14 protein-coding genes are annotated in these 20,135 nt (G+C 61.7%); 4 read left to right on the top strand and 10 right to left on the bottom strand.

The genetic code is table 11. The features are described 5' to 3' along the window. Window positions 1–63: 63 nt before the first annotated feature. Both ACIP1G_RS10280 and ACIP1G_RS10275 read left to right on the top strand, forming a co-directional pair. A complete protein-coding gene (locus ACIP1G_RS10280; protein WP_400736179.1) occupies window positions 64–1,377 on the top strand; it encodes an L-fuconate dehydratase in 1,314 nt (437 codons plus the stop codon). 64 nt (window positions 1,378–1,441) lie between these two features. Then, complete coding sequence (locus ACIP1G_RS10275) at window positions 1,442–2,749, top strand: MFS transporter (RefSeq protein WP_400736177.1); 1,308 nt, start codon at window positions 1,442–1,444, stop codon at window positions 2,747–2,749. A 246-nt stretch (window positions 2,750–2,995) separates the two neighbouring features. Here ACIP1G_RS10275 and ACIP1G_RS10270 read toward each other — a convergent pair whose 3' ends face one another. The 3 genes from ACIP1G_RS10270 to ACIP1G_RS10260 form a co-directional block, all read right to left on the bottom strand. Further along, window positions 2,996–4,351 carry a GntR family transcriptional regulator gene (locus ACIP1G_RS10270; protein WP_400736174.1) on the bottom strand — a complete coding sequence of 452 codons (1,356 nt, stop codon included), beginning with the start codon at window positions 4,349–4,351 and terminating at the stop codon, window positions 2,996–2,998. Then, a complete protein-coding gene (locus ACIP1G_RS10265; RefSeq protein WP_400736172.1) occupies window positions 4,351–5,730 on the bottom strand; it encodes a hypothetical protein in 1,380 nt (459 codons plus the stop codon). The genes ACIP1G_RS10270 and ACIP1G_RS10265 overlap by 1 nt, the downstream gene beginning before the upstream one ends. A gap of 588 nt (window positions 5,731–6,318) precedes the next feature. Continuing rightward, window positions 6,319–7,341 carry a zinc-dependent alcohol dehydrogenase family protein gene (locus ACIP1G_RS10260; RefSeq protein WP_400736170.1) on the bottom strand — a complete coding sequence of 341 codons (1,023 nt, stop codon included), beginning with the start codon at window positions 7,339–7,341 and terminating at the stop codon, window positions 6,319–6,321. A gap of 206 nt (window positions 7,342–7,547) precedes the next feature. Here ACIP1G_RS10260 and ACIP1G_RS10255 point away from each other — a divergent pair, with 206 nt between their 5' ends. Further along, window positions 7,548–8,462: a LysR family transcriptional regulator gene (locus tag ACIP1G_RS10255; protein ID WP_400736167.1), complete on the top strand. Its 915-nt coding sequence runs from the start codon at window positions 7,548–7,550 to the stop codon at window positions 8,460–8,462. A 125-nt stretch (window positions 8,463–8,587) separates the two neighbouring features. Here the strand turns inward: ACIP1G_RS10255 and ACIP1G_RS10250 are convergent, their stop codons facing one another. Then, window positions 8,588–9,841, bottom strand: a complete 1,254-nt coding sequence (locus ACIP1G_RS10250; RefSeq protein WP_400736164.1) for a PucR family transcriptional regulator — start codon at window positions 9,839–9,841, stop codon at window positions 8,588–8,590. 238 nt (window positions 9,842–10,079) lie between these two features. Here ACIP1G_RS10250 and ACIP1G_RS10245 point away from each other — a divergent pair, with 238 nt between their 5' ends. Then, the gene (locus tag ACIP1G_RS10245) at window positions 10,080–10,949 is read left to right on the top strand and encodes a phytanoyl-CoA dioxygenase family protein (RefSeq protein WP_392509707.1); all 870 of its coding nucleotides are present in this window, start codon (window positions 10,080–10,082) and stop codon (window positions 10,947–10,949) included. A 116-nt stretch (window positions 10,950–11,065) separates the two neighbouring features. Here the strand turns inward: ACIP1G_RS10245 and ACIP1G_RS10240 are convergent, their stop codons facing one another. From ACIP1G_RS10240 to ACIP1G_RS10215, 6 genes are all read right to left on the bottom strand, one after another. Next, window positions 11,066–12,028 (bottom strand): WD40/YVTN/BNR-like repeat-containing protein, encoded by a 963-nt coding sequence (locus tag ACIP1G_RS10240; protein ID WP_400736161.1) that lies wholly within the window; start codon window positions 12,026–12,028, stop codon window positions 11,066–11,068. Between the two features lie 10 nt (window positions 12,029–12,038). After that, window positions 12,039–14,453: an RND family transporter gene (locus ACIP1G_RS10235; protein ID WP_400736158.1), complete on the bottom strand. Its 2,415-nt coding sequence runs from the start codon at window positions 14,451–14,453 to the stop codon at window positions 12,039–12,041. A gap of 8 nt (window positions 14,454–14,461) precedes the next feature. Further along, window positions 14,462–16,108: a DUF1302 domain-containing protein gene (locus ACIP1G_RS10230; RefSeq protein WP_400736156.1), complete on the bottom strand. Its 1,647-nt coding sequence runs from the start codon at window positions 16,106–16,108 to the stop codon at window positions 14,462–14,464. Between the two features lie 24 nt (window positions 16,109–16,132). Next, on the bottom strand, window positions 16,133–17,554 hold the full coding sequence (locus ACIP1G_RS10225) for a DUF1329 domain-containing protein (RefSeq protein ID WP_400736153.1): 1,422 nt from the start codon (window positions 17,552–17,554) through the stop codon (window positions 16,133–16,135). Window positions 17,555–18,019: 465 nt separating this feature from the next. Further along, entirely contained in the window at window positions 18,020–18,682 is a 663-nt protein-coding gene (locus ACIP1G_RS10220; protein WP_400736151.1) for a hypothetical protein, read from the bottom strand. Window positions 18,683–18,756: 74 nt separating this feature from the next. After that, window positions 18,757–20,124: an NAD(P)/FAD-dependent oxidoreductase gene (locus ACIP1G_RS10215; RefSeq protein ID WP_400736148.1), complete on the bottom strand. Its 1,368-nt coding sequence runs from the start codon at window positions 20,122–20,124 to the stop codon at window positions 18,757–18,759. Between the last annotated feature and the right edge of the window lie 11 nt (window positions 20,125–20,135).

The raw sequence follows: 20,135 nt of genomic DNA, 5'->3' as shown, positions 1-20,135 counted from the left end.
GCCTGTATCACTCGACAACCTACAGTCAGGTCTCCCAGTGCTTGAACAGAACAAGAGCCCACCATGAGCATACGTATTACCCACCTGAGCGTGCGCGACATCCGCTTCCCCACATCGCTGTCGCTGGATGGCTCCGACGCCATGAACAGCGCTCCCGACTATTCGGCAGCCTACGTGGTGCTGCACACCGACGCCGAGGCCCTTGAAGGCCACGGCCTGACCTTCACCATCGGCCGCGGCAACGAGATCTGCGCGGCGGCGGTGCAGTCGCTGGCGCCGCTGATCGTCGGCCTTACCCTTGAGGACATCACCGCCGACATGGGCGGCTTCTGGCACCGCTTCACCGTCGGCGATAGCCAGCTGCGCTGGCTAGGCCCGGAAAAGGGCGTGATCCACCTGGCCACTGCCGCCATCGTCAACGCCGTGTGGGACCTGTGGGCCAAGCAGCAAGGCAAGCCGGTATGGAAGCTGCTGGCCGACATGTCGCCCGAGCAACTGGTGCGCTGCCTGGACTTCAGCTACGTCACCGATGTGCTTACCCCTGAAGAGGCCATTGCCCTGTTACGCCGCCAGGCACCAGGCAAGGCCCAGCGCGAGGCGCAAATGATGCGCGAAGGTTACCCTGGCTACACCACCGCGCCGGGCTGGCTGGGCTACAGCGAAGAAAAGATGCGTAGGTTGGCCCGCGAGGCAGTGGAGGATGGCTGGACCCACATCAAGCAGAAGATCGGTGCAGACCTGGAAGAAGACATTCGCCGCGCCAGCATCCTGCGCGACGAAATCGGTTGGGAGCGCACCCTGATGATGGATGCCAACCAGGTGTGGGGGGTCGAGGAGTCGGTCGCCAACATGCGCCGCCTGGCTGCCTTCGCGCCACTGTGGATCGAAGAACCGACCAGCCCGGACGACATCCTCGGTCACGCCACCATTCGCCAGCGTATCGCACCGATTGGCGTCGCCACCGGTGAGCATTGCCATAACCGGGTAATGTTCAAGCAGATGTTCCAGGCCGGTGCCCTGGACTTCTGCCAGCTGGACGCGGCACGCCTGGGTGGCTTGAACGAGGTGCTGATCGTGCTGCTGATGGCGGCCAAGTATGACGTGCCGGTGTGCCCGCACGGCGGTGGCGTCGGGCTGTGCGAATATGTGCAGAACATCGCCCTGTTCGACTACATCGCGGTGTCTGCCTCGCTGCATAACCGCGTGCTGGAATACGTCGACCACCTGCACGAGCACTTCATCGACCCGGTGGTGATCCGCCGCGGGCGCTACATGCCGCCACAGCGGCCGGGCTACAGCATTGAAATGCATGCCGAGACTCTGGAGCGCTACCAGTACCCCAACGGCGCAGTGTGGCTCGACATCAACCGTTCCTGACCCACCGACCTGGGTGTGCCGCCATGGCGCGGCACGCCACCAGTACTTTCACGGGGAAAAAACAATGACAATCCTCACCGGTACTGCAGCGGCCAGCGCCCCTGCCACCACCGAGCAGCGCCTGAACGGCCTGCTGCTGCGCAAATTGATGCCACTGCTCATCGTCGTGTATGTGATGAGTTTCCTGGACCGCACCAACATCGCCCTGGCCAAGGCCAGCATGGGCATCGACCTGGGCCTGTCGGCGGCGGCCTATGGCCTGGGCGCGGGCCTGTTCTTCCTCACGTATGCCCTGGCCGAAGTGCCCAGCAACCTGATCATGCACCGGGTAGGCGCGCGCTTCTGGATCACCCGCATCATGATCACCTGGGGCCTGCTCTCGGCCGGCATGGCCTTCGTCCAGGGCGAAACCTCGTTCTACATCATGCGCCTTTTGCTTGGTGTGGCCGAGGCCGGGCTGTTCCCCGGCGTGATGCTGTACCTGACTTACTGGTTCGACCGCGAACAACGCGCCCGCGCCACGGGTTATTTCCTGCTGGGTGTGTGCCTGGCCAATATCCTCAGCGGCCCGCTGGGAGGCGCCCTGCTGGAAATGGACGGTGTGCTGGGCTGGCATGGCTGGCAATGGCTGTTCGTACTCGAAGGCTTGCCGGCCGTGGCCCTGGCCTATGTAGTGTGGAAGAAGCTGCCTGATGGCCCAGGTTCGGCACCTTGGTTGTCGGCCGTCGACGCCCAGGACATCGAACGCCGGCTGAACGCCGAGCGCGCTGGCGCACCGCAGCAAAGCAAGCTGGGGCAGATGTTCCGCGACCGGCAGATCTGGCTGGCGATCGTGGTGTACTTCGTGCACCAGATCACTATCTACACGGTGATTTTCTTCCTGCCAGGTATCATCGGCACTTATGGCGCGCTGTCACCCTTCCAGGTCGGCCTGTTGACCGCCGTGCCGTGGATTGCCGCCGCCATCGGCGCCGCCACCTTCCCACGCCTGGCCACCTCGCCACGCCGTTGCCGCACCCTGCTGTTCTTCGGCCTGCTGACCATGGCAGCCGGCTTGCTGCTGGCGTCGCTGGCCAACTCGTTCATCGGCCTGATCGGGTTCTCGTTGACCGCCCTGATGCTGTTTGTGGTGCAGTCGATCATTTTCGTCTTCCCCTCCAGCCGGCTGAGCGGCAGTGCCCTGGCGGCCGGGCTGGCCTTCGTCACCACCTGCGGCCTGTTGGGCGGCTTCGTCGGGCCGTCGGTGATGGGCCTGATCGAGCAGACCACCGGCAGCACCCGCAATGGCCTGTGGATCATCGCCGCGTTGCTGGTGTTGGCAGCACTGGTCAGTACCCGTTTGCGCCAAGGACAGGAACAACCGCTGCAGTGACTGTTGTGGGAGATTACCCAGGCCTTTGGGCTGCGCTGTCGCGCATCGAACTGATGTAGGCAGGCGTTCCACATACCCTGTGGGAGCGGGTTTACCCGCGAAGAATTTAACGCGGCGCATGGCACCGGCTGCGCCGGTGTTCGCGGGTAAACCCGCTCCCACAGGGGCCCCGCGAAATCAGTAAGTTATGTGAATTTCACGGGAGATGGCTTGCCGGCGATGGGCAGCAATGCAGCCCTCTGCTACTCAACGACTAATCCTGGCGGGCCGCCCGCAGCGCAGTTCCAGAGCCCGGGCCAGGCGCTCTACCGCCTGCTGCAAATCGGCAGGCTGCCCCCCTACCCACGCCAATGCCAGGTACTGCTGATAGCGCCCCTGCAAGCTGAACTGCACGCCCGGCAGTGCATGCAATGCTGAACCTGCCACTGCTGCGGCAATGGCATCCCACACCAGTGCCTGGCGAAAGCGTACCCACAGCACTCGCCCACCTTGCGGCACTGACAACGTAACCAGGTTACCAAACTGCAACCGCAACGCACTCGCCAGGCACTGCATGCGCCATTGCAAGTCGCTTCGCAGCCGCTCCAGCTGCGTCTCGACCTCACCCTTGCCGAGCATGTGCGCAAGCGCTTGCAAACGCAGCGGTGCAAGCCGAAACGCACGTTCGGCGAACCCCTCAGCCAGCACGTCGTCATGCCCCAGCACGTAGGCGTACGGCGCCTCGGCCCCCACTGCCGCTTCGAACGACCCCATCACCAGGAGCCAGCGAGGGTCGACCCAATCGCGCAGGCGGGTATTCGGCGGCCCGGTGTAGCAATGCTCACTGTCCAGGTCGTTTTCCAGCAGCCATACCGCGTGGTGGTCAAGCAAGCGGCCGAGCTGCTGCTGGTAATGCGGCGAAACCAGGCGCCCGTGCGGCATGCCAAGGCACGATGGCATGACCAGCATGCACACCGGTTCACTCGCCAGCAGCCGGGCCAAGGCGCACAAGTCTGGGTTGCCGCAGGTATCCGCTGGCACCTCCAGCACACGCATGCCGGCACGCGCCAGGGCGCGCAGCACCTGCCAGCAACAGGGCGAGTGCACCAGCACGACCTCCCCTTGCAAGGCCAGCGCCGCAAATACTGTTTCGAGCAAAGACTGCACATCAGGGGCCAGCTGAACATCTTCAGCACACCAGTACCGGCTTGAGGAGCGGGTATAGCGCTCAGCCACGGCCTGGCGCAGGCGGGTGCTGCCATGCTCTTCCCAAGGGGCAATGCTGTGCACGCGCTGGCGGGCCAGGCGCCGCTCATGGGTAAACAGTGCCCGTTCCAACAATGGCGGTACTGGCAGAGGTACCTGTCGGGCCGTGGGCGCAACCTCGCCTTTTCCATCGCACTGTACGTAGTACCCCGACCTCGGCAGGCAGTGTACGCGCCCCTCCTCCTCCAGCAGGCTGTAGGCGCTCTGCACGGTGGCCAAGGACACCCGCAGCTGCCGGGACAACGTGCGCAGCGACGGTAAACGGCATGAACCACCGTTTGAGGCTTGGTCGATCAGGGCTTCCAGATAGCGATACACCTTTCGATAGGCAAATTCGCCGGAAACGGGTCGCCCCATCAAGGCCGCCCCATAAAGGCACGCCGTCGCCCCGGCGGCCGACGTGGCAGCAACCTAAGGTGCACATCGCGACGGGCCAGGTTGCTGAGCAGGCGCCAGGCGGCCAGCGGCAAGCGCCCGTCATAGATCGCCCGCAGCTGCCCCAGCGTCAGGCCACTGGTATTCACCAACCAGTCTTTCACCGCATCCGGGCAGGGTTTACCTTGCAAGGCCCTATGCAGATAAGGCAACGCTACCAACATGTCGGCATGCCGGCTCTGCAGAAAACGTTCAAGGTTCTTGCCCTGCCTGGCGAACGGGCCGAACAGCAGGCATACCAGCTGGGTCTGGTTCATGCCATAGGTTTTGCCGAGCTGTACCTGGTGCACGTCGCGCTGATTGTTGCCACCCGCCTGGTCAGCCAGCCGTAACGCAGGGCGACCGGCCTGCGGCACAAGACTACGTACGCGCAGTTCATGCAATTGTGCCAGGGCCAACGGGTCGACATATGCCGCCAATGGCCAGGCATCCGGGGCACATTCGAAACAACTGCCCAGCATGAGGTCAAGCTGCTGCGCTTCGAGCAGTTGCGGCAGCAGGTCATCCATGGCCATCACCCGCAATGGCGTACCCTCTTCCGCCACGCTGGCCAGTTGCTCCGCAAAGGCACTCAGCGGCCCCCCAGCGGCACCGTGCAATCGGCTCAGCCCGTGAGCCAGTGCCGCCAGGCATTGATGCAGCACATGCGGGCCACGCAGTCCAGCCAGGCGAAAGCTACGCCGGGCCCAGGCCAGATAACGGCGCCGCTGGCGTATGGGCATGCCCGTGATCAACAGGTCTGCAGGTGCCTGTAGCGCAGCGCCCAGCGCATCTGCCAACTCCAGGTGCAAGCGACTACCCAACAGGGCTTCGGGCCTGGCATCGACCAGGTGGCCGAACATCAGCATGGCCTCCCTCGCCAGCAGCCAGCGCTCGGGTGCTACCGACGGCCGGCAGCTGAAGGGTACCACTTCACGCCCCTCGATCATCTGCAACTGCACCCGCGGATCATCCTGCATGAACAGGGCATTGAAGCTGCGTTCGTGGCCCTCCAGCGTGGCGCCACCCGCTGCGGGCAGGCTGACTACCAACACCCGCAACTGGAAGGTTACCGGCGCGCGCAGGGCGATGCTTAGTTGTGCCGCGCGCAGCATGGCCAGCAGCCGGGTACTGCGGCGATCGCTGCCTTGCAGGACCAGCACGCGGAATGTACCGATGTACTCGGGCCCACCTGCGGCAACCAGTAACCGTTGGATCAGCAACTGCAATGAAGCACGCTGTGCCTGGGACATATGGCCAAGCAAGCGCTCAAGCACTTGCTGGTAGATATAGTGCATTGCCTGGTCGTGAATAGCAGTCACGAAATCACCTCATCAACTTCTTGCAGCCAACGCACGTCGAGCAATGGCTTGGACGTGAAAATGCATCGGCTCTTTTTGAAGAAATTTCCTACAACTAAGCGGAAGTAATGAAGTAACCCTTCACTGTCGCCAAGCCATCGAGAAAAACGCGCCACTGCGACGGCCCATAGCTCTGCTCATCCCACGCTCCTTGCGCAAACTATCATTGGGCCATTATCGAGGGATGCAACGTGAAAAGAAGACACAGATCAGGGTAAAAAAACCATTCAGCAGGGGGGCGAGAGCACATTGAATGGAATGGAGATGGAGTTCAATCCTGAATGAGTGGCGGGATATTTCGACAAACTTGAGGAGGCGTTATTTTAATGTAGGGCTTGTCTGAATTTATTGTAGGAAAGTTCTTAAATTCAATGTTTCAATTTCTGCATTTGGCACTAGGAGATTTGTTCGCCGGGCGGCCAAGGGAGAGGCTACCAAGTGCATGTCTTGGGTTTTGAGGTGGTGCGCAGATCGAGCGCCGCGCGGGCGGCGCTCGGTCTCAAAGGCAACGAGAATGTCGCGACAAGCACCCCACACCAGAGACGCCTTTCAGCCTTGCGCCATGTCCAACACCACACGCCCGCCGCACGGGCATTGGTCCATGTAGCGATGCGCCTCCACCACCTGCTGGAATGGGTACACCTTGATGATCTGCGGCGTCAGCAACTGGTCGGCAGTGAACTGGTTGATATCGCGCAGGGCGCGCTGCAGCGCCACCTGGTCCTGGCTGATGCCCAGCTCCGGCTTGCCGGTGAAATTGCCGATGCAATGCACGTAGAACTGGATGTTCTTCTGGAACGCCGCGCAAGCCGGGAACGGCGTCTGGTTGCCGCCTTGCAAGCCATACAGCACCAGGCTGCCACGCGGCGCCAGCACATCGCCCAACAGCGACATCTGCGGCCCGCCCATGCCATCGAGGACCATGTCCACGCCGCGGCCATTGGTGTATTTGCCAACCTGCAGCAGCAGGTCCTGCTCTTCGGTGACGATCACCTTGTCGGCGCCCAGGCTCAACAAGTACTCACGCTGTTCCGCATCCTTGGTAACGGCGAACACCTTCAGCCCCAGGGCCTTGCCCAGCTGCACGAAGGCAGGGCCGGCGCAATGGCTGGCATCGGTAACCAGCGCGGTTTGCCCGGCCTTGGCCCGAGCCAGGTCGACGTAGGCGAAATAGGCGATCAGCAGCGGCGTGTAGTGCACGCTGGCCTCGATCGGGGTGAGCACAGCCGGGTAACGGGTAATGGCCGTGCGTGGCAGCACGATCACATCGCCATAGACCGGGTGATCATTGGCACTGGCGGCCGGGAAACTGGCAACCCGGTCACCCACCGCAATGTCTTCGACCCCTTCGCCGACCGCCATGACCACACCGGCCATCTCGTGGCCGATCCCAGCAGGCAGGTGTGCCTGGGACGGTGCCAGGTTCTGGCGCCAGAGCACGTCATACCAGCTGACGCCAACCGCCTCGACGCGGATCTGTACCTCGTCGGCAGCGGGTGACGGTTCGGCCTGCTCCTCGCAACGGAGCACATCGGCAGCGCCGAACTTATGGAAACGGATCATGCGGGACATCGCATACCTCGCCTTTGTGAACCTCTAATTACCACTGACTTTATCCGGGCTTTGCCAGTTAGACCATCAGTGGTCATTAATAGTCGACATGCTTGTCATCGATTGGGCACCTGACTTTCCCTGCGATTGGTCCCCCTAAACCCGTGCAGGGTAACAGCCTTTGGCCTTAAGATTCACCCCTGCCCCACTTTAGGCGAAGCGCACCGATGAATCGAAACGACCTGCGTCGCGTAGACCTCAACCTGCTGATCGTATTCGAAACGCTGATGCACGAGCGCAGCGTGACCCGTGCCGCGGAAAAACTGTTCCTCGGCCAGCCGGCCATCAGCGCGGCGCTGTCGCGCCTGCGCAACCTGTTTGACGACCCGCTGTTCGTGCGTACCGGCCGCAGCATGGAGCCCTCGGCGCGGGCTCATGAAATCTTCGCCCTGCTGTCCCCGGCACTGGACTCGATTTCCACCGCGGTCAGCCGCGCTGCCGAATTCGACCCGGCCACCAGCAATGCCGTGTTCCGCATCGGCCTGTCGGACGACGCCGAGTTCGCCTTGCTGCCGCAATTGCTAAAGCGCATCCGCGCCGAGGCCCCCGGTATCGTGCTGGTGGTGCGACGGGTCAATTACCTGCTGATGCCAACGCTGCTGGCCTCGGGCGAGATCTCGGTGGGCGTCAGCTACACCAGCGACCTGCCGGCCAACGCCAAACGCAAGATCCTGCGCCGCAGCATGCCGAAACTGCTGCGCGCCGACAGCGTGCCCGGCAGCATTACCCTGGACGACTTCTGCGCACGGCCGCATGCGCTGGTGTCGTTTGCCGGTGACCTGTCTGGGTTCATCGACGAAGCCCTGGAAGAAATTGGCCGCAAACGCCATGTGGTGCTGGCGGTGCCGCAGTTCAACGGGCTGGGGAGTTTGCTGGCGGGCACGGACATCGTGGCCACGGTGCCCGACTACACGGCGGATGCACTGACTGCAGCCGGTGGGCTCAGGGCCGAGGACCTGCCCATACCCGTGCGCAGTTTCGAGTTGCACATGGCCTGGCGTGGGGCGCAGGACAACGACCCGGCGGAGCGGTGGTTGCGGTCGAGGATACAGATGTTCTTTGGCAGCGACGAAAACATGTAAGAACTACAACGTGGGCGCATTCGAGCGGAGCCAGTTGACGCAAGCTCATGGCAAATCACTAGGTATGCAACTGCTCGAATTCTGGTTCCTGGCCCGCAGCCCTGACTCTGGACGTGCATTGACAACTATTTCTCGTCGTCTGCAAATGGGGTATTCCAGATCACCAGCTCGAGTGCGGCAGCGATCTGGATGCGATGGTCGCCAAACGTGATAGGCAGCAAGTCCTGGGCGCGCTCCAGCCGGCGCAGCAAGGTATTGCGATGGGTACCCAGCACCTCGGCGGTCTGGGTGATGTTGCAGCCATTGGCCAGGAAGGCGTGCAACGAATGCTGAAGCACCGTGGGCTCGGTCGCCAAGCGCCCCAGCGTGCTCAAGACGAACTGCCTGGCCGCGCGGGCATCCTGGGTCATCAGCGACACCATCCTCACCTGATCGATCGTGGCAACGGCGGGTGAGCCCGCCAAACGGCCCATCAACCGCTGGGTGGTCAAGGCTTCCAGGTGCGAGCGCCGGAAGCCATTCATCCCCGCGCCCGCCGAACCGATTGCCGCGCGTATCTTCGGAAATTGCCGGGCGACGCCCTGCAGCAGGTTCAGGTCCAGCGGCTTTGCCGCATTGCTCCAGGCCCACAGGGTCGCAGGGCCCGCGAATACAATCAGAGGCGCTACCGTGCCCGTGAGCTGCGCCAGGGCACGCGCCATATCCTCCAAGGGGCGAATCTCGGCGTCCGGGGTTTCGCTCCAGACGAGGCAGGCATGGTGCCGCTGAGCCAGGCTGTAGCCCAGTCGCCTGCCGAACTGCTCCGTGTCCACATCCCTGCCATCGAGCAGCCGGCTGACCAGGCTGCGTTTATCGATAGGGTCGTCATGGGCTTGGGCGCTTTTTTCTTCGAGGATGATCTGCGTCACCACGCGCATGTTGCTGTCGATGAATTCCGAGATCGACCGCGACGAGACCTCCAGGAATTCCTCGAGCACCGCGGGATCCTGCGTCAGGCTGAAGGCCATCTTCATCCACAGGTCCCAGGCTGCGTTCTGTGTCGACCTTGCAACATTCATCAGCAGTTCGGACAACCCCCTGCGAGCGAGCTCCCTGGCCGTGTCCACCATGTCAGCGGACACATAGGGCTCCACCGGCTCCCCAGGGCGCTGCAGGTTGGCATTCGCCCAGTGCAGCAACTCTGCCCGGTTGGCGCGCCGGCACGCCGCGAGGATGACCGGGTCCTCCAGCAACCTGGCATCCTCGGGCGAAGAGAACAGTGACTGGTTCAGGCGCTCGACCCACTCGGCTGGCAGCGCCTGAGCGAGTTCGGCGCCTTTGCGCATGAGCTCGCGAACGGTTTCCGAGGGGCGTGGCCAGGGTGATGGCGTGCTGGTCATGGGCGGTGCAAATCACTCAAAAATCGGCTGGAAAATGGTGCAGTTCGTACCTTGGCGCAGGGCCAGTGGAAACCTAGCATGAACTCACTGCCTGAACAAAAAATACAAGGAGGCACCGTGACGCTTCATGTCCCTTTTTTGGGTTTAGCGCAGTGGCAAGCAGGCCTGTTTCCTGATGCCCGTTGATCAAACGTCAACCCGCCTGCGCAATCGTTCCTTTCAATCTGGAGTGTTCTCAATGTCAGCCTCTCGTGACGCCACGCCAAGCCTGCCCGTGGTAACCCGCTCGACTTCCGCGCAAGAGATTGCGCTGCTGAGCGACCAAGCAGGTGCGGTAATCATCCGCAACTTCATGACCCCAGAACAAGTCGTACGGATCAACAACGAGCTCGACGCCCCCCTGGCCGCGCTCGATGCCGGCTCCAGGCACGAGCACGAGCTGATCGCCGAGTTCCATGGCCATCAGACCAAACGGCTCACCAACCTCGTCACCCACAGCAAGACCTTTCGTGAGGAAGTCCTCGATGACGACCTCTTCCACGAACTGGGGAACGTGCTTTACGCCCCGGAATGCGGTGACTGGTGGCTGACCACGGCCCAGTTGATCGAAATCGGCCCAGGCAACAAAGCGCAAATGCTGCACCGTGACATGATGCAGTACCAACCGTTCGTGGCCATGAACAAACATGCGCCACGCGCCATCACCAACCTGATGCTGGCGCTGACCGATTTCACCGAGGAAAACGGCGCCACACGATTGATCCCCGGGAGCCAGGACTGGGATGACTTCGACGATGTCGGCACCCCCGAGATGACGATCCCCGCCCTGTTGAAAGCCGGAGATGCCGTGCTGTTCGGCGGCAAGGTCGTTCACGGTGGCGGGGCCAACGTGACCACCGACTATTACCGTCGCGGGCTGACCATCCCGATGCAGGCTTCGATAATCACGCCTGAAGAAGCCTACCCGTTGATCGTGCCGCTCGAGCTGGTGCGCACGCTTTCTCCGCGGGTACAGAAGATCCTCGGTTTCCGCTCCCAATACCCCAATGGCAGCCCTGGCCTTTGGCAACATAACTACGCAGACCTGGCGGATTACCTTCAGCTCTAGCGTCCAGCGTTGACTTGCCTGGGCCTGAAGGTGCCACGACCACCCAATCGCCCGGGCAACGAAACAGGCCAGGCAACGGTTTGCGATGCCTGGCCTCTGAGCGAGTGGCCAACCCTTCACTCCTGGTAGGGCATTACCCCTCGGCGTGAAAACAATACAGGTACACCTTCGGCGTTGAACAACGCCGCCGTCAGTGAAAGGCCATCAGCGGTCTGCGTTTCCTGGAAACTGTGCCCGCCATCGCTGCTCTGCACGCTCAGCCCATCCAGCCCGACCGCCAGCACACGAGAGCCGGCTACCGCTACGCAAGTGACAGAGCCCTTGCTTTGCGTTGGCACTCGGTGAAAGCCCTTGCCGTCCGCTGAACCCTGCAACAAGGTACCGCGCTGGCCACCCAGCAGCAGACGTCCATCGGCCAGTACCGCGCCTGACCACAGGGTGCCTTCGTAGCCAGTATCCAGGTAACGCCAGTTTTTCCCCTGGTCCTCGGAATGCAGAACCTGCCCATGCTCAGCCGTGGCGTACAGCGTACCGCGGCTGTCGGCAAACAGTCCCATCAGGTTGAGGTCGGCCCGCTTGGCCCCCGGCGGGGCCTGCAGCGGCTGCTCGGACCACGTCTGGCCCCCATCCTCGGTAGTCAGCACCAACGACCAGAGGCCTACCGCAACACCCTGCCGGGCATTGAAGAAATGCACCGCGAACAGTGGCCGATCCTCTTCGGTGGCCAGGCGCTGGACCTGCCAGGACTCCCCGCCATCGGTGGTGGCCAGGATCGCGCCCCAGTGGCCAACCGCCCACCCGCGCTTGGCATCCACGAAAGACACGCCCGTCAACGGTGTGGACAGCGGTACCGACCTCGCCTGGCGCCACTGCAGGCCCTGATCGTCGGACAACAGCACGACACCGTGGTCGCCCACGGCCACCATGCGCGCCCCCGCCCAGCCGGCGGCCAGCATGGTGGCCTGCGTGGCATTGCTCGCCTGTACGGCCGGCACGGCCTGCAACGGCGCGGCCTGAAGAGACATCAGCGGCAATGCTGCTGCGAGCAAGGCCGCGGTGAATGAAACCCTGAACTTCATGCTTCTCTCCTCAGTGCACCAGCGCGCCGATCATGCGCACAGGGCGCTTACGTGGGAATACCCGCTCCAGCCAGACGGCGAAGGCCGGCAGCACGGTCATGGCCATGACCATGTTGACGATGAACATGAAGGCCAGCAGCTTGCCCATGTCGGCCTGGAACTTGAGGTCCGAGAACGCCCAGGTAGCCACGCCCACCGCTAGGGTAATGGCGGTGAAGATCGTCGCAACGCCCACCTCGAGCAATGCGTGCTCAACCGCCTTGGTGATCGACTGGCCGTGGGCCAGGTGCAGTTGCAGCCGGTTGTAGATGTAGAAGGCGTAGTCGACCCCAATGCCCACGGCCAACACCATCACCGGCAAGGTGGCAATGGTCAGGCCGATCTGCAGTTCCTTCATGAACCAGTAGCCGATGAAGGTGCCGATGGTCAAAGGCAGGCAACAAACCAGCACCGCCCGCAGGTCGCGGTAGACGGCGAACACCAGCAGCGCGATCGCGGCATAGACGTAAAGCAGCATGGGAGTTTCGCTCTTCTCCACTTCTTCGTTGATAGCGGCCAGAACGCCGGCGTTGCCCGAGGCGAGGCGGATCGACAGGCCAGGCAGCGGATAGTCGCTGCGGAACGCCTTGGCGGTCTCAACCACCCTGTTGATGGTCGCGGCCTTGTGGTCGGCCAGATACAGGTGCACGGCGGACATGCTGCAGTCGGTACGCACCAGCCCGGGCGTGCGCGCCACCTCGGTGGCCAGTGCGGCATAGTTCATCGGGTCGATGGGCACCGCGGCCATTTTGGGATTGCCTTCGTTGTACCCCTCATTGAACTGACGCATGTTGCTGGAGAAGGAGGCCACCGACAGCACACCGGGCACACCCTGCATAGCCCAGACGAAGCGATCCTGGTACTGACCCGCCGCGACATCCTCGCAGGCCGCCGCCTCGCCTTCACCAGAGGCCCCCTGGTTGGCTTCGAAAACCACGCTGAGCCAGTCCAGGCCAATGTCGTAGCTGGTGGCGATGGAGACGGCATCGCGATTGAAGCGCGAGTCCTCACGCAACTCCGGGGCCCCCGCCTGCAACGAGCCGACGACCCGATCGTGGCTTTGCCAGATCGCCACCAGGAAGACCACCAGGGCCACGCCAAGCACCCACTGTGCGTTACGCCACTCGGCAAGCCGGGACAGGCCTCGCAGCCAGCGGGTACGGCGCTGCCGGGAAACTTCCTGGGCAGCCGCATAGCGATCGTCGACCCGCAGCATGGAGGCCAGCAATGGCAGCATCAGCAGGTTGGTGATGATCTTGTAGGCCACACCGAGGGAGGCCGTGATGGCGACTTCTCGTACCATCGGGATAGGAATCAGCAGCAGCGTCACGAACGACACCAGTGCGGTCACCAAAGCCAGTGTTCCCGGTATCAGCAAGCCGGTGAAGCTCGAGCGCGCCGCCTCTTCGGCACTCTTGCCGATAGCGATCTCGCGGACGATGAAGTTGATTTGCTGCACACCATGGGAAACCCCGATGGCGAACACCAGGAAGGGCACCAGCACCGCCAACGGGTCGAGCCCGTACCCCAACAGGCGCAGGCTGCCGAACTGCCACACCAGCGAGGCCAGCGAACAGACCAGCGCCAGCAGCGTGAAGCGCAGGGAGTGGCAATACCAGTACACCGCCCCCGCGGTCAGGAGCAACGCCAGCAAACAGAACTCCAGTACGGCTGAAGCACCGTCAGCGATGTCGCCGATCTGCTTGGCGAAACCGATGATCTGGACTTCGAATTCGCCATCCTCGAATGGCTGGCGGATCTCTTTCTCCAGCCTGTGGTTGAACGCCACATAGTCCAGGTGGGCGCCATTGGTGTCGTACTCGTTGAGTTCCACCGTGATCATCGCGCTGCTCTGATCACGGGAAACCAGCGTGCCGATGAAACCACCCTGGGCAGTGGAGTTGGCGATCGTCGCGATGATCTGGTCATCCAGGTGATCGGGAGAAACCGTACCCGGTACCAGTGGATCAGCGCGAAAGCCTTCTTCGGTGATTTCGTTGACGAAGGCATTGGGCGTCCACAGGGACCGCACACTGCTGCGCGACACTCCAGGAAGGAAGGTCACTGCCTGGGTAACGTCATACAGCCGCTTCAGGCCCGGGGCGCTCCATATATCGCCCTGTCGGGCCTTGACCACGATGGTCAGCCGGTTCGCTCCCAGCAGGTCGTTGCGGTAGGCCTCGAATGTCTTGATGTATTCGTGGCCTACCGGCAATTGCTTTTCGAAGCCGGCATCCATACGCAGTTGCACAGCGAACCAGCCCATGATCAGCGTGAACACCGTCAGGCTCGCCAGCACCAGACGACGATGCCCAAACAACACACCCTCGACGCGTGACAATAGGCCACGTGCCGGGGCTTCAGATAGCTTTACAGAACCGTTCACGGCAGGCCTCACAAGGTGCGGGAGATCGCGATGCCGACATAATCGCGGTCACGATAAAGCTGGTCGTAGGGGGTTTCGCCGCCCATGAACTTCGCGTAGTTGAGGGAAATCTGCCAACTGGCCGGGTTTCGCACGAAGTTCAGGTAGAGGTTCATGCTGCTCGCGTCTTCGGTGAAGGTGGCGCTCAGGTTCGGCGTTCGCCCTCCAAGCGAGCGCGAGTAGAAGACGCCGGGCGTGACCTGCCAACCCGGCAGCAACGTGCCGTCATAAGTCAGGCTGAAATCCAGGTTGATGCCCGACGAGGTCTTGTCGCCACGGGACTTGGGCGCTGTCGCAGGATCCAGTTGCCAGGCATTGAGCCCTGGGGCGAGTGGTTCGCCATTGACCTCGTCATGCAGCCCGGGGTACTTGATGACCACCAGTTCCGACAGCAGGGTGCCCGTGCTGGCCCCGGTGAAATCGAGCAGCGTCGGGGAGTTGGACGGCGTGAAGCTGTAAAGGCCGGTGAGGTGCCACTGGAATTTCTTTTCGTCTTTCCAGCATTTGCCCCCATTGCTGGAACACAGGTCGACGACAGGGTTGAGCATGACCGAATCCTTCGGCCGGTAAGAAAGCTCCGTACCGACTGCCCAGTCACCGATCGGCATGTTCGCACTGACGCCATACATCATCCGGTTTTCCTGGTATTCCCAGGTGGGTGCCGCCGCGAACGTGTTCGGGTCAAGAATGGCGACGCGCAACGACGGCAACTTGTCGTGATAACGCATCACGTAGAAGCCATAGTTGATGTCGCTGTCTTCCGGCTGCCAACGCAGCGAAAGGCCCCACTGGCCGCTGTCGCGGGCGTCCTTTTCGGAGAACCCGTAGTCTCCCCTGCCCTCGCCCAATGCGTTGGTGTTTGACCAATAGCTGCCCACCGGCGGCAACTCGCTCTTGTTCCAGCGGAACTGATAGTAGGCCTCGACGTTGACACCCGAGCCAAGGCCCGACGCGACACTCAGCATCGGCGCAGGCAGCACGGCCTCCTTGAGTTGCACGCCGGGGCGCGCCAAGGCCTGGTAGTCGTAGGCGTTGGTGTTGTTGATGCCACCGGCCACGAACAGGCTCTCGCCCCAGTTGATCACCTGGTTGCCCAGGCGCGCGCGGACCCGCTGCTCGCCTACGTCGAAGCCTTTGCTCACCCACAGGTCCAGCAGGCGGGCCTTGAAGGCGAGGTCGTCGCGGGCGTCGTCACTCAGCCCGTTGCTGCCTACGCTCTCTGGGGTGTTGAACGACAGCGTGCCGGTGGTATCGGTGGCCGCGAAGTCGCGGATCCAGGTGCCACGCGCCATGAAGGTGACGTCCTCGGGCATCTTGAGCAACAGCTCATGGGTGCCCTTGAGGTAGTTGGTGAACATGTCGCCGCGGTCGTAGTTCAGATCACCCTGGTCCGCCACGCCGGAGCTCTGCGCCAGGCAGCCGGAGGGCACGTTGTGCCCGGTCGGCCCCTGGTTGATCAGGTTGCAGCCCCGCGACTCCGTCCGCAGGCCCATGCCTGCGGTGATCGTGGAATCGAAGGAGCCCGTCAGGGTTTCGGTTTCAAAGGTGAACCCCATTGCCAGCGGGGTTGCGCACACGATGGCAAGGCCTGACGCTTTCGTCATTATTTTTTTCATGTTGGCTCTCGATCTGGCGTCGGTTTAGCGCTCGCTGATGGCTCGCAGGTTGTCGGAGGTGAAGAAGTCGCGTTTCAGGCGAGGGTTGCCACTGTCTTCGGTGATCCAGCGAATATCGTTCTTGCCCGCCCCGATCGAGGTCATGTCGAAGAGGTAACGACCATCGGCCAGGTTGTACTGGACCTGGGCCTGCACATCGCAAGCACCGGTTTCGTACACGGGAATCGAGAACCCTTCACGCACCTTCCAGATCTGCCCTTGCTTGTCGAAGTCGACGGCCAGCAGCGGGTTCCAGCTGTCCTCGTCGATGTAGAACATGCGCTTGGGCGCCTGGTGCCGCATGCCTTGACGGACATTGGCCTCGACGACCCAGACGCGATGCAGCTCATAGCGACGCGACTGCGGCGCGATCGAGTCATTGCCGGCGAACGCTTCTACCTTGGCGGCGGTGTCGTAGGCACCGAAATCGTTGTAAGGCACCAGCAGCTCCTGCTTGCCGACCAGTTTCCAGTCGAAACGGTCCATGGTGCCGAAGAAGACGTTTGCTTCGTCCACGGTGTACTGGTTGTCCAGGCCGATCTGAGGCGCGTCGTAGGAGTACGACGGCATACGGCGCACGCGACGCTGGCCAGGGAAGTAGTAGAAGGTCGTGGCCTGCTCGCCGGCCACAGCCGTTTGCACGGCGGATTGACCGGCCAACGCAGCGGGCGCCAGGTAGTTGAAGAAGGTCGCGTTTTCCAGACGGCCGTAGGAGGAGAAAAGCGCGCTGCCCTTCTTGCCCCAGGGGGTCAGGAAGAAGGTGTCGGTGGACTGGCGTAACCACTCCCCCCCCTTGCGCGGTGAAATGCCTGAAATGCTCCGGGGGATTTCAACGCCAACGCCGCGATAGCGCATCTTCATGTTCCACATGACCTCTGCACCGGTAGTGGGCATCGGGAACGGGATACCCGGAACATGGGCTTCTTCAAGGGCGACACCGGAAGCATCGAGCTTGGCGAAGCCCACGTTCTGCCTGGTGTTCTCAGCCACGAAGTTCGGCGCGTCGCAGGTACGGCGGGTGGGGAAGACATCCATGCGATAGCCCGGAACCTTCTTGAACAGCTCCAATTGGGCCGGAGAAAGCTTGCTCACGTGTTGTGCCACATTGCTCGAGTCGATGCTGTACAGGGGCTTGTCACCCTTGAACTTCCAATACTCCCCGCGCACCTGACCGTAGCTCCAGCCCGCCCCCTGTGGCCCTGGTGTGGCCCAGGCCGGAATATCACCATTTGTACTGGCGGCGCTCTCGCCACCCAGCGGCGTCAACTTCGAGCCCAGCGCCTCGGCTCCCTGGGGCGCAGCCTGTACCGAACAGATCGCGGTCGAGGCCGCAAGGGTAACCAGCAGCTGCCTGAAAATACGGCGGGCGGATACGACACTTTCCGACCGTGCAGTGACTTCTTTCATTGGAGGATCCTCAAACAAAGGGCTTGGACCGGCTGCTCGACCCTTCGATGGAAAGATCGGCGCTCGGCACATCCTGATCGTGCGACATGATCACCTGACCATGTCGTATGATCAACACGCAAGCCACATGCCAGAATGCCTGAAAGGTGGATTACATTAGATAAATCAGCTGGTTGGAGTTATTTATCGCTTAATACGCGACTGGCGCCTGCACCTTACTGGGAAGTAAGGAAACATGTGTTACTAAAAGATGCTTGTTAATAGTGTGCCAAGTGAACAACCCGCCACTTATCGCGCCGGACCGTATATACCTTTCGCTTATCCAGCCCTATTATCAACGCGAATGATTCGCCCATAAAAAAACCGCCCCGAGGGGCGGTAAAAAAGCAGGCTCTCGCCCGCCATGGAGTAATAACAGCTATTAAATAAATCACTCAACCAGTATTTGAGCCCTTACCCCACAACTTAGCTGGGATTGAGCACGGCATGCGAGGACACTTTCCGTGAACGCTGAAGTGCCCCATAGGCATAAAACAACTGCACAATTGAATAGGACCAGGTCAGGAAGGCACAGGTCATGAAAATCATCTTCGTGTCATCCCCTGGGATTGGGAAGAAGTCGTACCGCAGCGCGATCGTCAGCCCCGCCGCCCCTCCTAGCAAGGTGGCCAGCGCGTGCAGAGACTCGCCGGCACGTGCCAGCCGCCAGATAAAGTAGACTAGGAACAACGTGTAGAACGACCACGTCAATATATAGAAATAGGGCAGCCACTCTTTAAAGCCCGCCGACAGGTAGTAAACGGCCGTCGCGGCAAAAGCGGCCAAAAACAGTATTACGTCCTTCGCTGGCGAAGGTTTGTAATTGTGCGTCACAGCCAGTAACCCGAGCGTCGCAATAACCGGCACGCCAACCCCGCGGGAAAATGCATCCAGAAAGATGGCGACATTATAATTGGCTTGCCACCCCGTCGCGATGAACGTCGTAAAGTTCGTCGCGGAAATACCCACAATCAAAAACTCCACACCCAGCAGGTAATTCTTACGCCGGACAAACGCTAGACCATAACCCAAGCCACTCACCACCAGCAGCACGCATGCGATCAACGCAAATAAATCTATGAGTTCCACGATAACAGCCTCTGTTATTAGGATCGCGACGTAGTTCTACAATCATGGGCATAGAACAAGCACATCAATTGCAATCAGCCCTTTCTGGCCTTGTCTTTACGCACTTTTCTATCGGTCCAGTCATCCAGCACCTTGGCCGCCGCAAAGGCAGCGTGTACGGCGCACCATTGCAAGGGTTCAGGCAGCAAGGACGGCGTCTTGTGTTGCAGTGCTGCCAGCAGCTCAGGCGCCTGGCCGTTGATTTGCTCGGCAAATAGCTTGCCGATCAACGATTGCGTGCCCAGCCCGTGGCCCGAGCAGCCGGTGGTGTAGTAAATATTCTGTTTCGCGCCCATGGCACCGATGACCGGCAGGAAGTCGTAGGCACCACTGACGTAACCACTCCAGCAGTGCTTGACGCCCAGGCCTTGCAACATCGGATAGCGCTCGCGCAGTACCTGTGCCAATGCGGTGTAGGCGTCATGGTCCGGGATATTGGGTGTCTTCGAACCGTAGGCATAACCAAGCTTCTTGACGGTCAACACCATCGTGCCGTGTGCCGTCAGGCGGTGGCTCTCCATGGTGTAGTGCGGCGTGATGATCCCTTCCCGCCCTTGCCAGCCGAGGGCAGCCAGCTGCTGCTGCGACAGCGGTTGGGTTTCGATTGCCGACACCCGAATTGCCGCGACCTTGTTGCGCAACACCCCCAGCTGCGGGGTATAGGCGTTGGTTGCCAGCACCATCACCGGGGCGGTTGCACGGCCATGGGCAGTCTTGCAGGTAATGACCGGCCCCTCGCTGAAGGACAGCAACGTCGTGCGTTCGTAGAGTTTCACCCCCGCCTCGATGGCCGCGCGCCGCAGGCCGCCGATGTACTTCCCTGGGTTCAAGGTGCCACCGCACTGCTCGGTGGCGAACAGAAACGCTGGGGGGATGCCCCGCGCACGCATCTCGGCACCGTCGACGAAGCGGCTCGTCGCCCCCAGTTTCTGACCCAGCGCCATGTTTTCCCGCAAGCGCTTCTCCTGGCTGGGATGAACACCTGCCCGGAGCACGCCCGAAGGGTTGTAGTCACAGTCGATACCCAAGGTTTTGAATCGACCTTCCACGTAGGGCACCGCCTCGTCATAGAACCTGACGAATTGAGTCGCCTGCTCCACGCCCACGCGCTTGACGAACATGTCGTACTCGATACCCATGCTGCCCAGCAGGTAGCCGGCATTGCGCCCACTGGCACCGAAGCCGGCGAATTCCTGTTCCAGCACGATCACATCCGCCCCGAGCGCCTTGAGTTCCAGCGCGGTCGACAGCCCGGCAAAGCCGGCGCCGATCACGATCACATCGGCCTGCGCGTGACCTTCGAGGGTCGGCTGCAGATCAGCGGGTCGCTCTACCCATCCCCCCAGACTGCGAAACTTCAACGGTGCTGCGCCACCATCGCCCGCATTGTTCAAGGCATTCATTCGCGTCACTC

It is taken from the genome of Pseudomonas sp. NPDC089392 (assembly GCF_044749595.1).
Classification (GTDB): Bacteria; Pseudomonadota; Gammaproteobacteria; order Pseudomonadales; family Pseudomonadaceae; genus Aquipseudomonas.
This window is presented reverse-complemented; position numbering and strand designations above follow the sequence as displayed.

Coding starts and splice junctions, on each gene's coding strand:
- ACIP1G_RS10280 (WP_400736179.1), top strand. CDS start 64: ATGAGCATACGTATTACCCACCTGAGCGTGCGCGACATCCGCTTCCCC.
- ACIP1G_RS10275 (WP_400736177.1), top strand. CDS start 1,442: ATGACAATCCTCACCGGTACTGCAGCGGCCAGCGCCCCTGCCACCACC.
- ACIP1G_RS10270 (WP_400736174.1), bottom strand. CDS start 4,351: ATGGGGCGACCCGTTTCCGGCGAATTTGCCTATCGAAAGGTGTATCGC.
- ACIP1G_RS10260 (WP_400736170.1), bottom strand. CDS start 7,341: ATGTCCCGCATGATCCGTTTCCATAAGTTCGGCGCTGCCGATGTGCTC.
- ACIP1G_RS10255 (WP_400736167.1), top strand. CDS start 7,548: ATGAATCGAAACGACCTGCGTCGCGTAGACCTCAACCTGCTGATCGTA.
- ACIP1G_RS10250 (WP_400736164.1), bottom strand. CDS start 9,841: ATGACCAGCACGCCATCACCCTGGCCACGCCCCTCGGAAACCGTTCGC.
- ACIP1G_RS10245 (WP_392509707.1), top strand. CDS start 10,080: ATGTCAGCCTCTCGTGACGCCACGCCAAGCCTGCCCGTGGTAACCCGC.
- ACIP1G_RS10240 (WP_400736161.1), bottom strand. CDS start 12,028: ATGAAGTTCAGGGTTTCATTCACCGCGGCCTTGCTCGCAGCAGCATTG.
- ACIP1G_RS10230 (WP_400736156.1), bottom strand. CDS start 16,108: ATGAAAAAAATAATGACGAAAGCGTCAGGCCTTGCCATCGTGTGCGCA.
- ACIP1G_RS10225 (WP_400736153.1), bottom strand. CDS start 17,554: ATGAAAGAAGTCACTGCACGGTCGGAAAGTGTCGTATCCGCCCGCCGT.
- ACIP1G_RS10215 (WP_400736148.1), bottom strand. CDS start 20,124: ATGAATGCCTTGAACAATGCGGGCGATGGTGGCGCAGCACCGTTGAAG.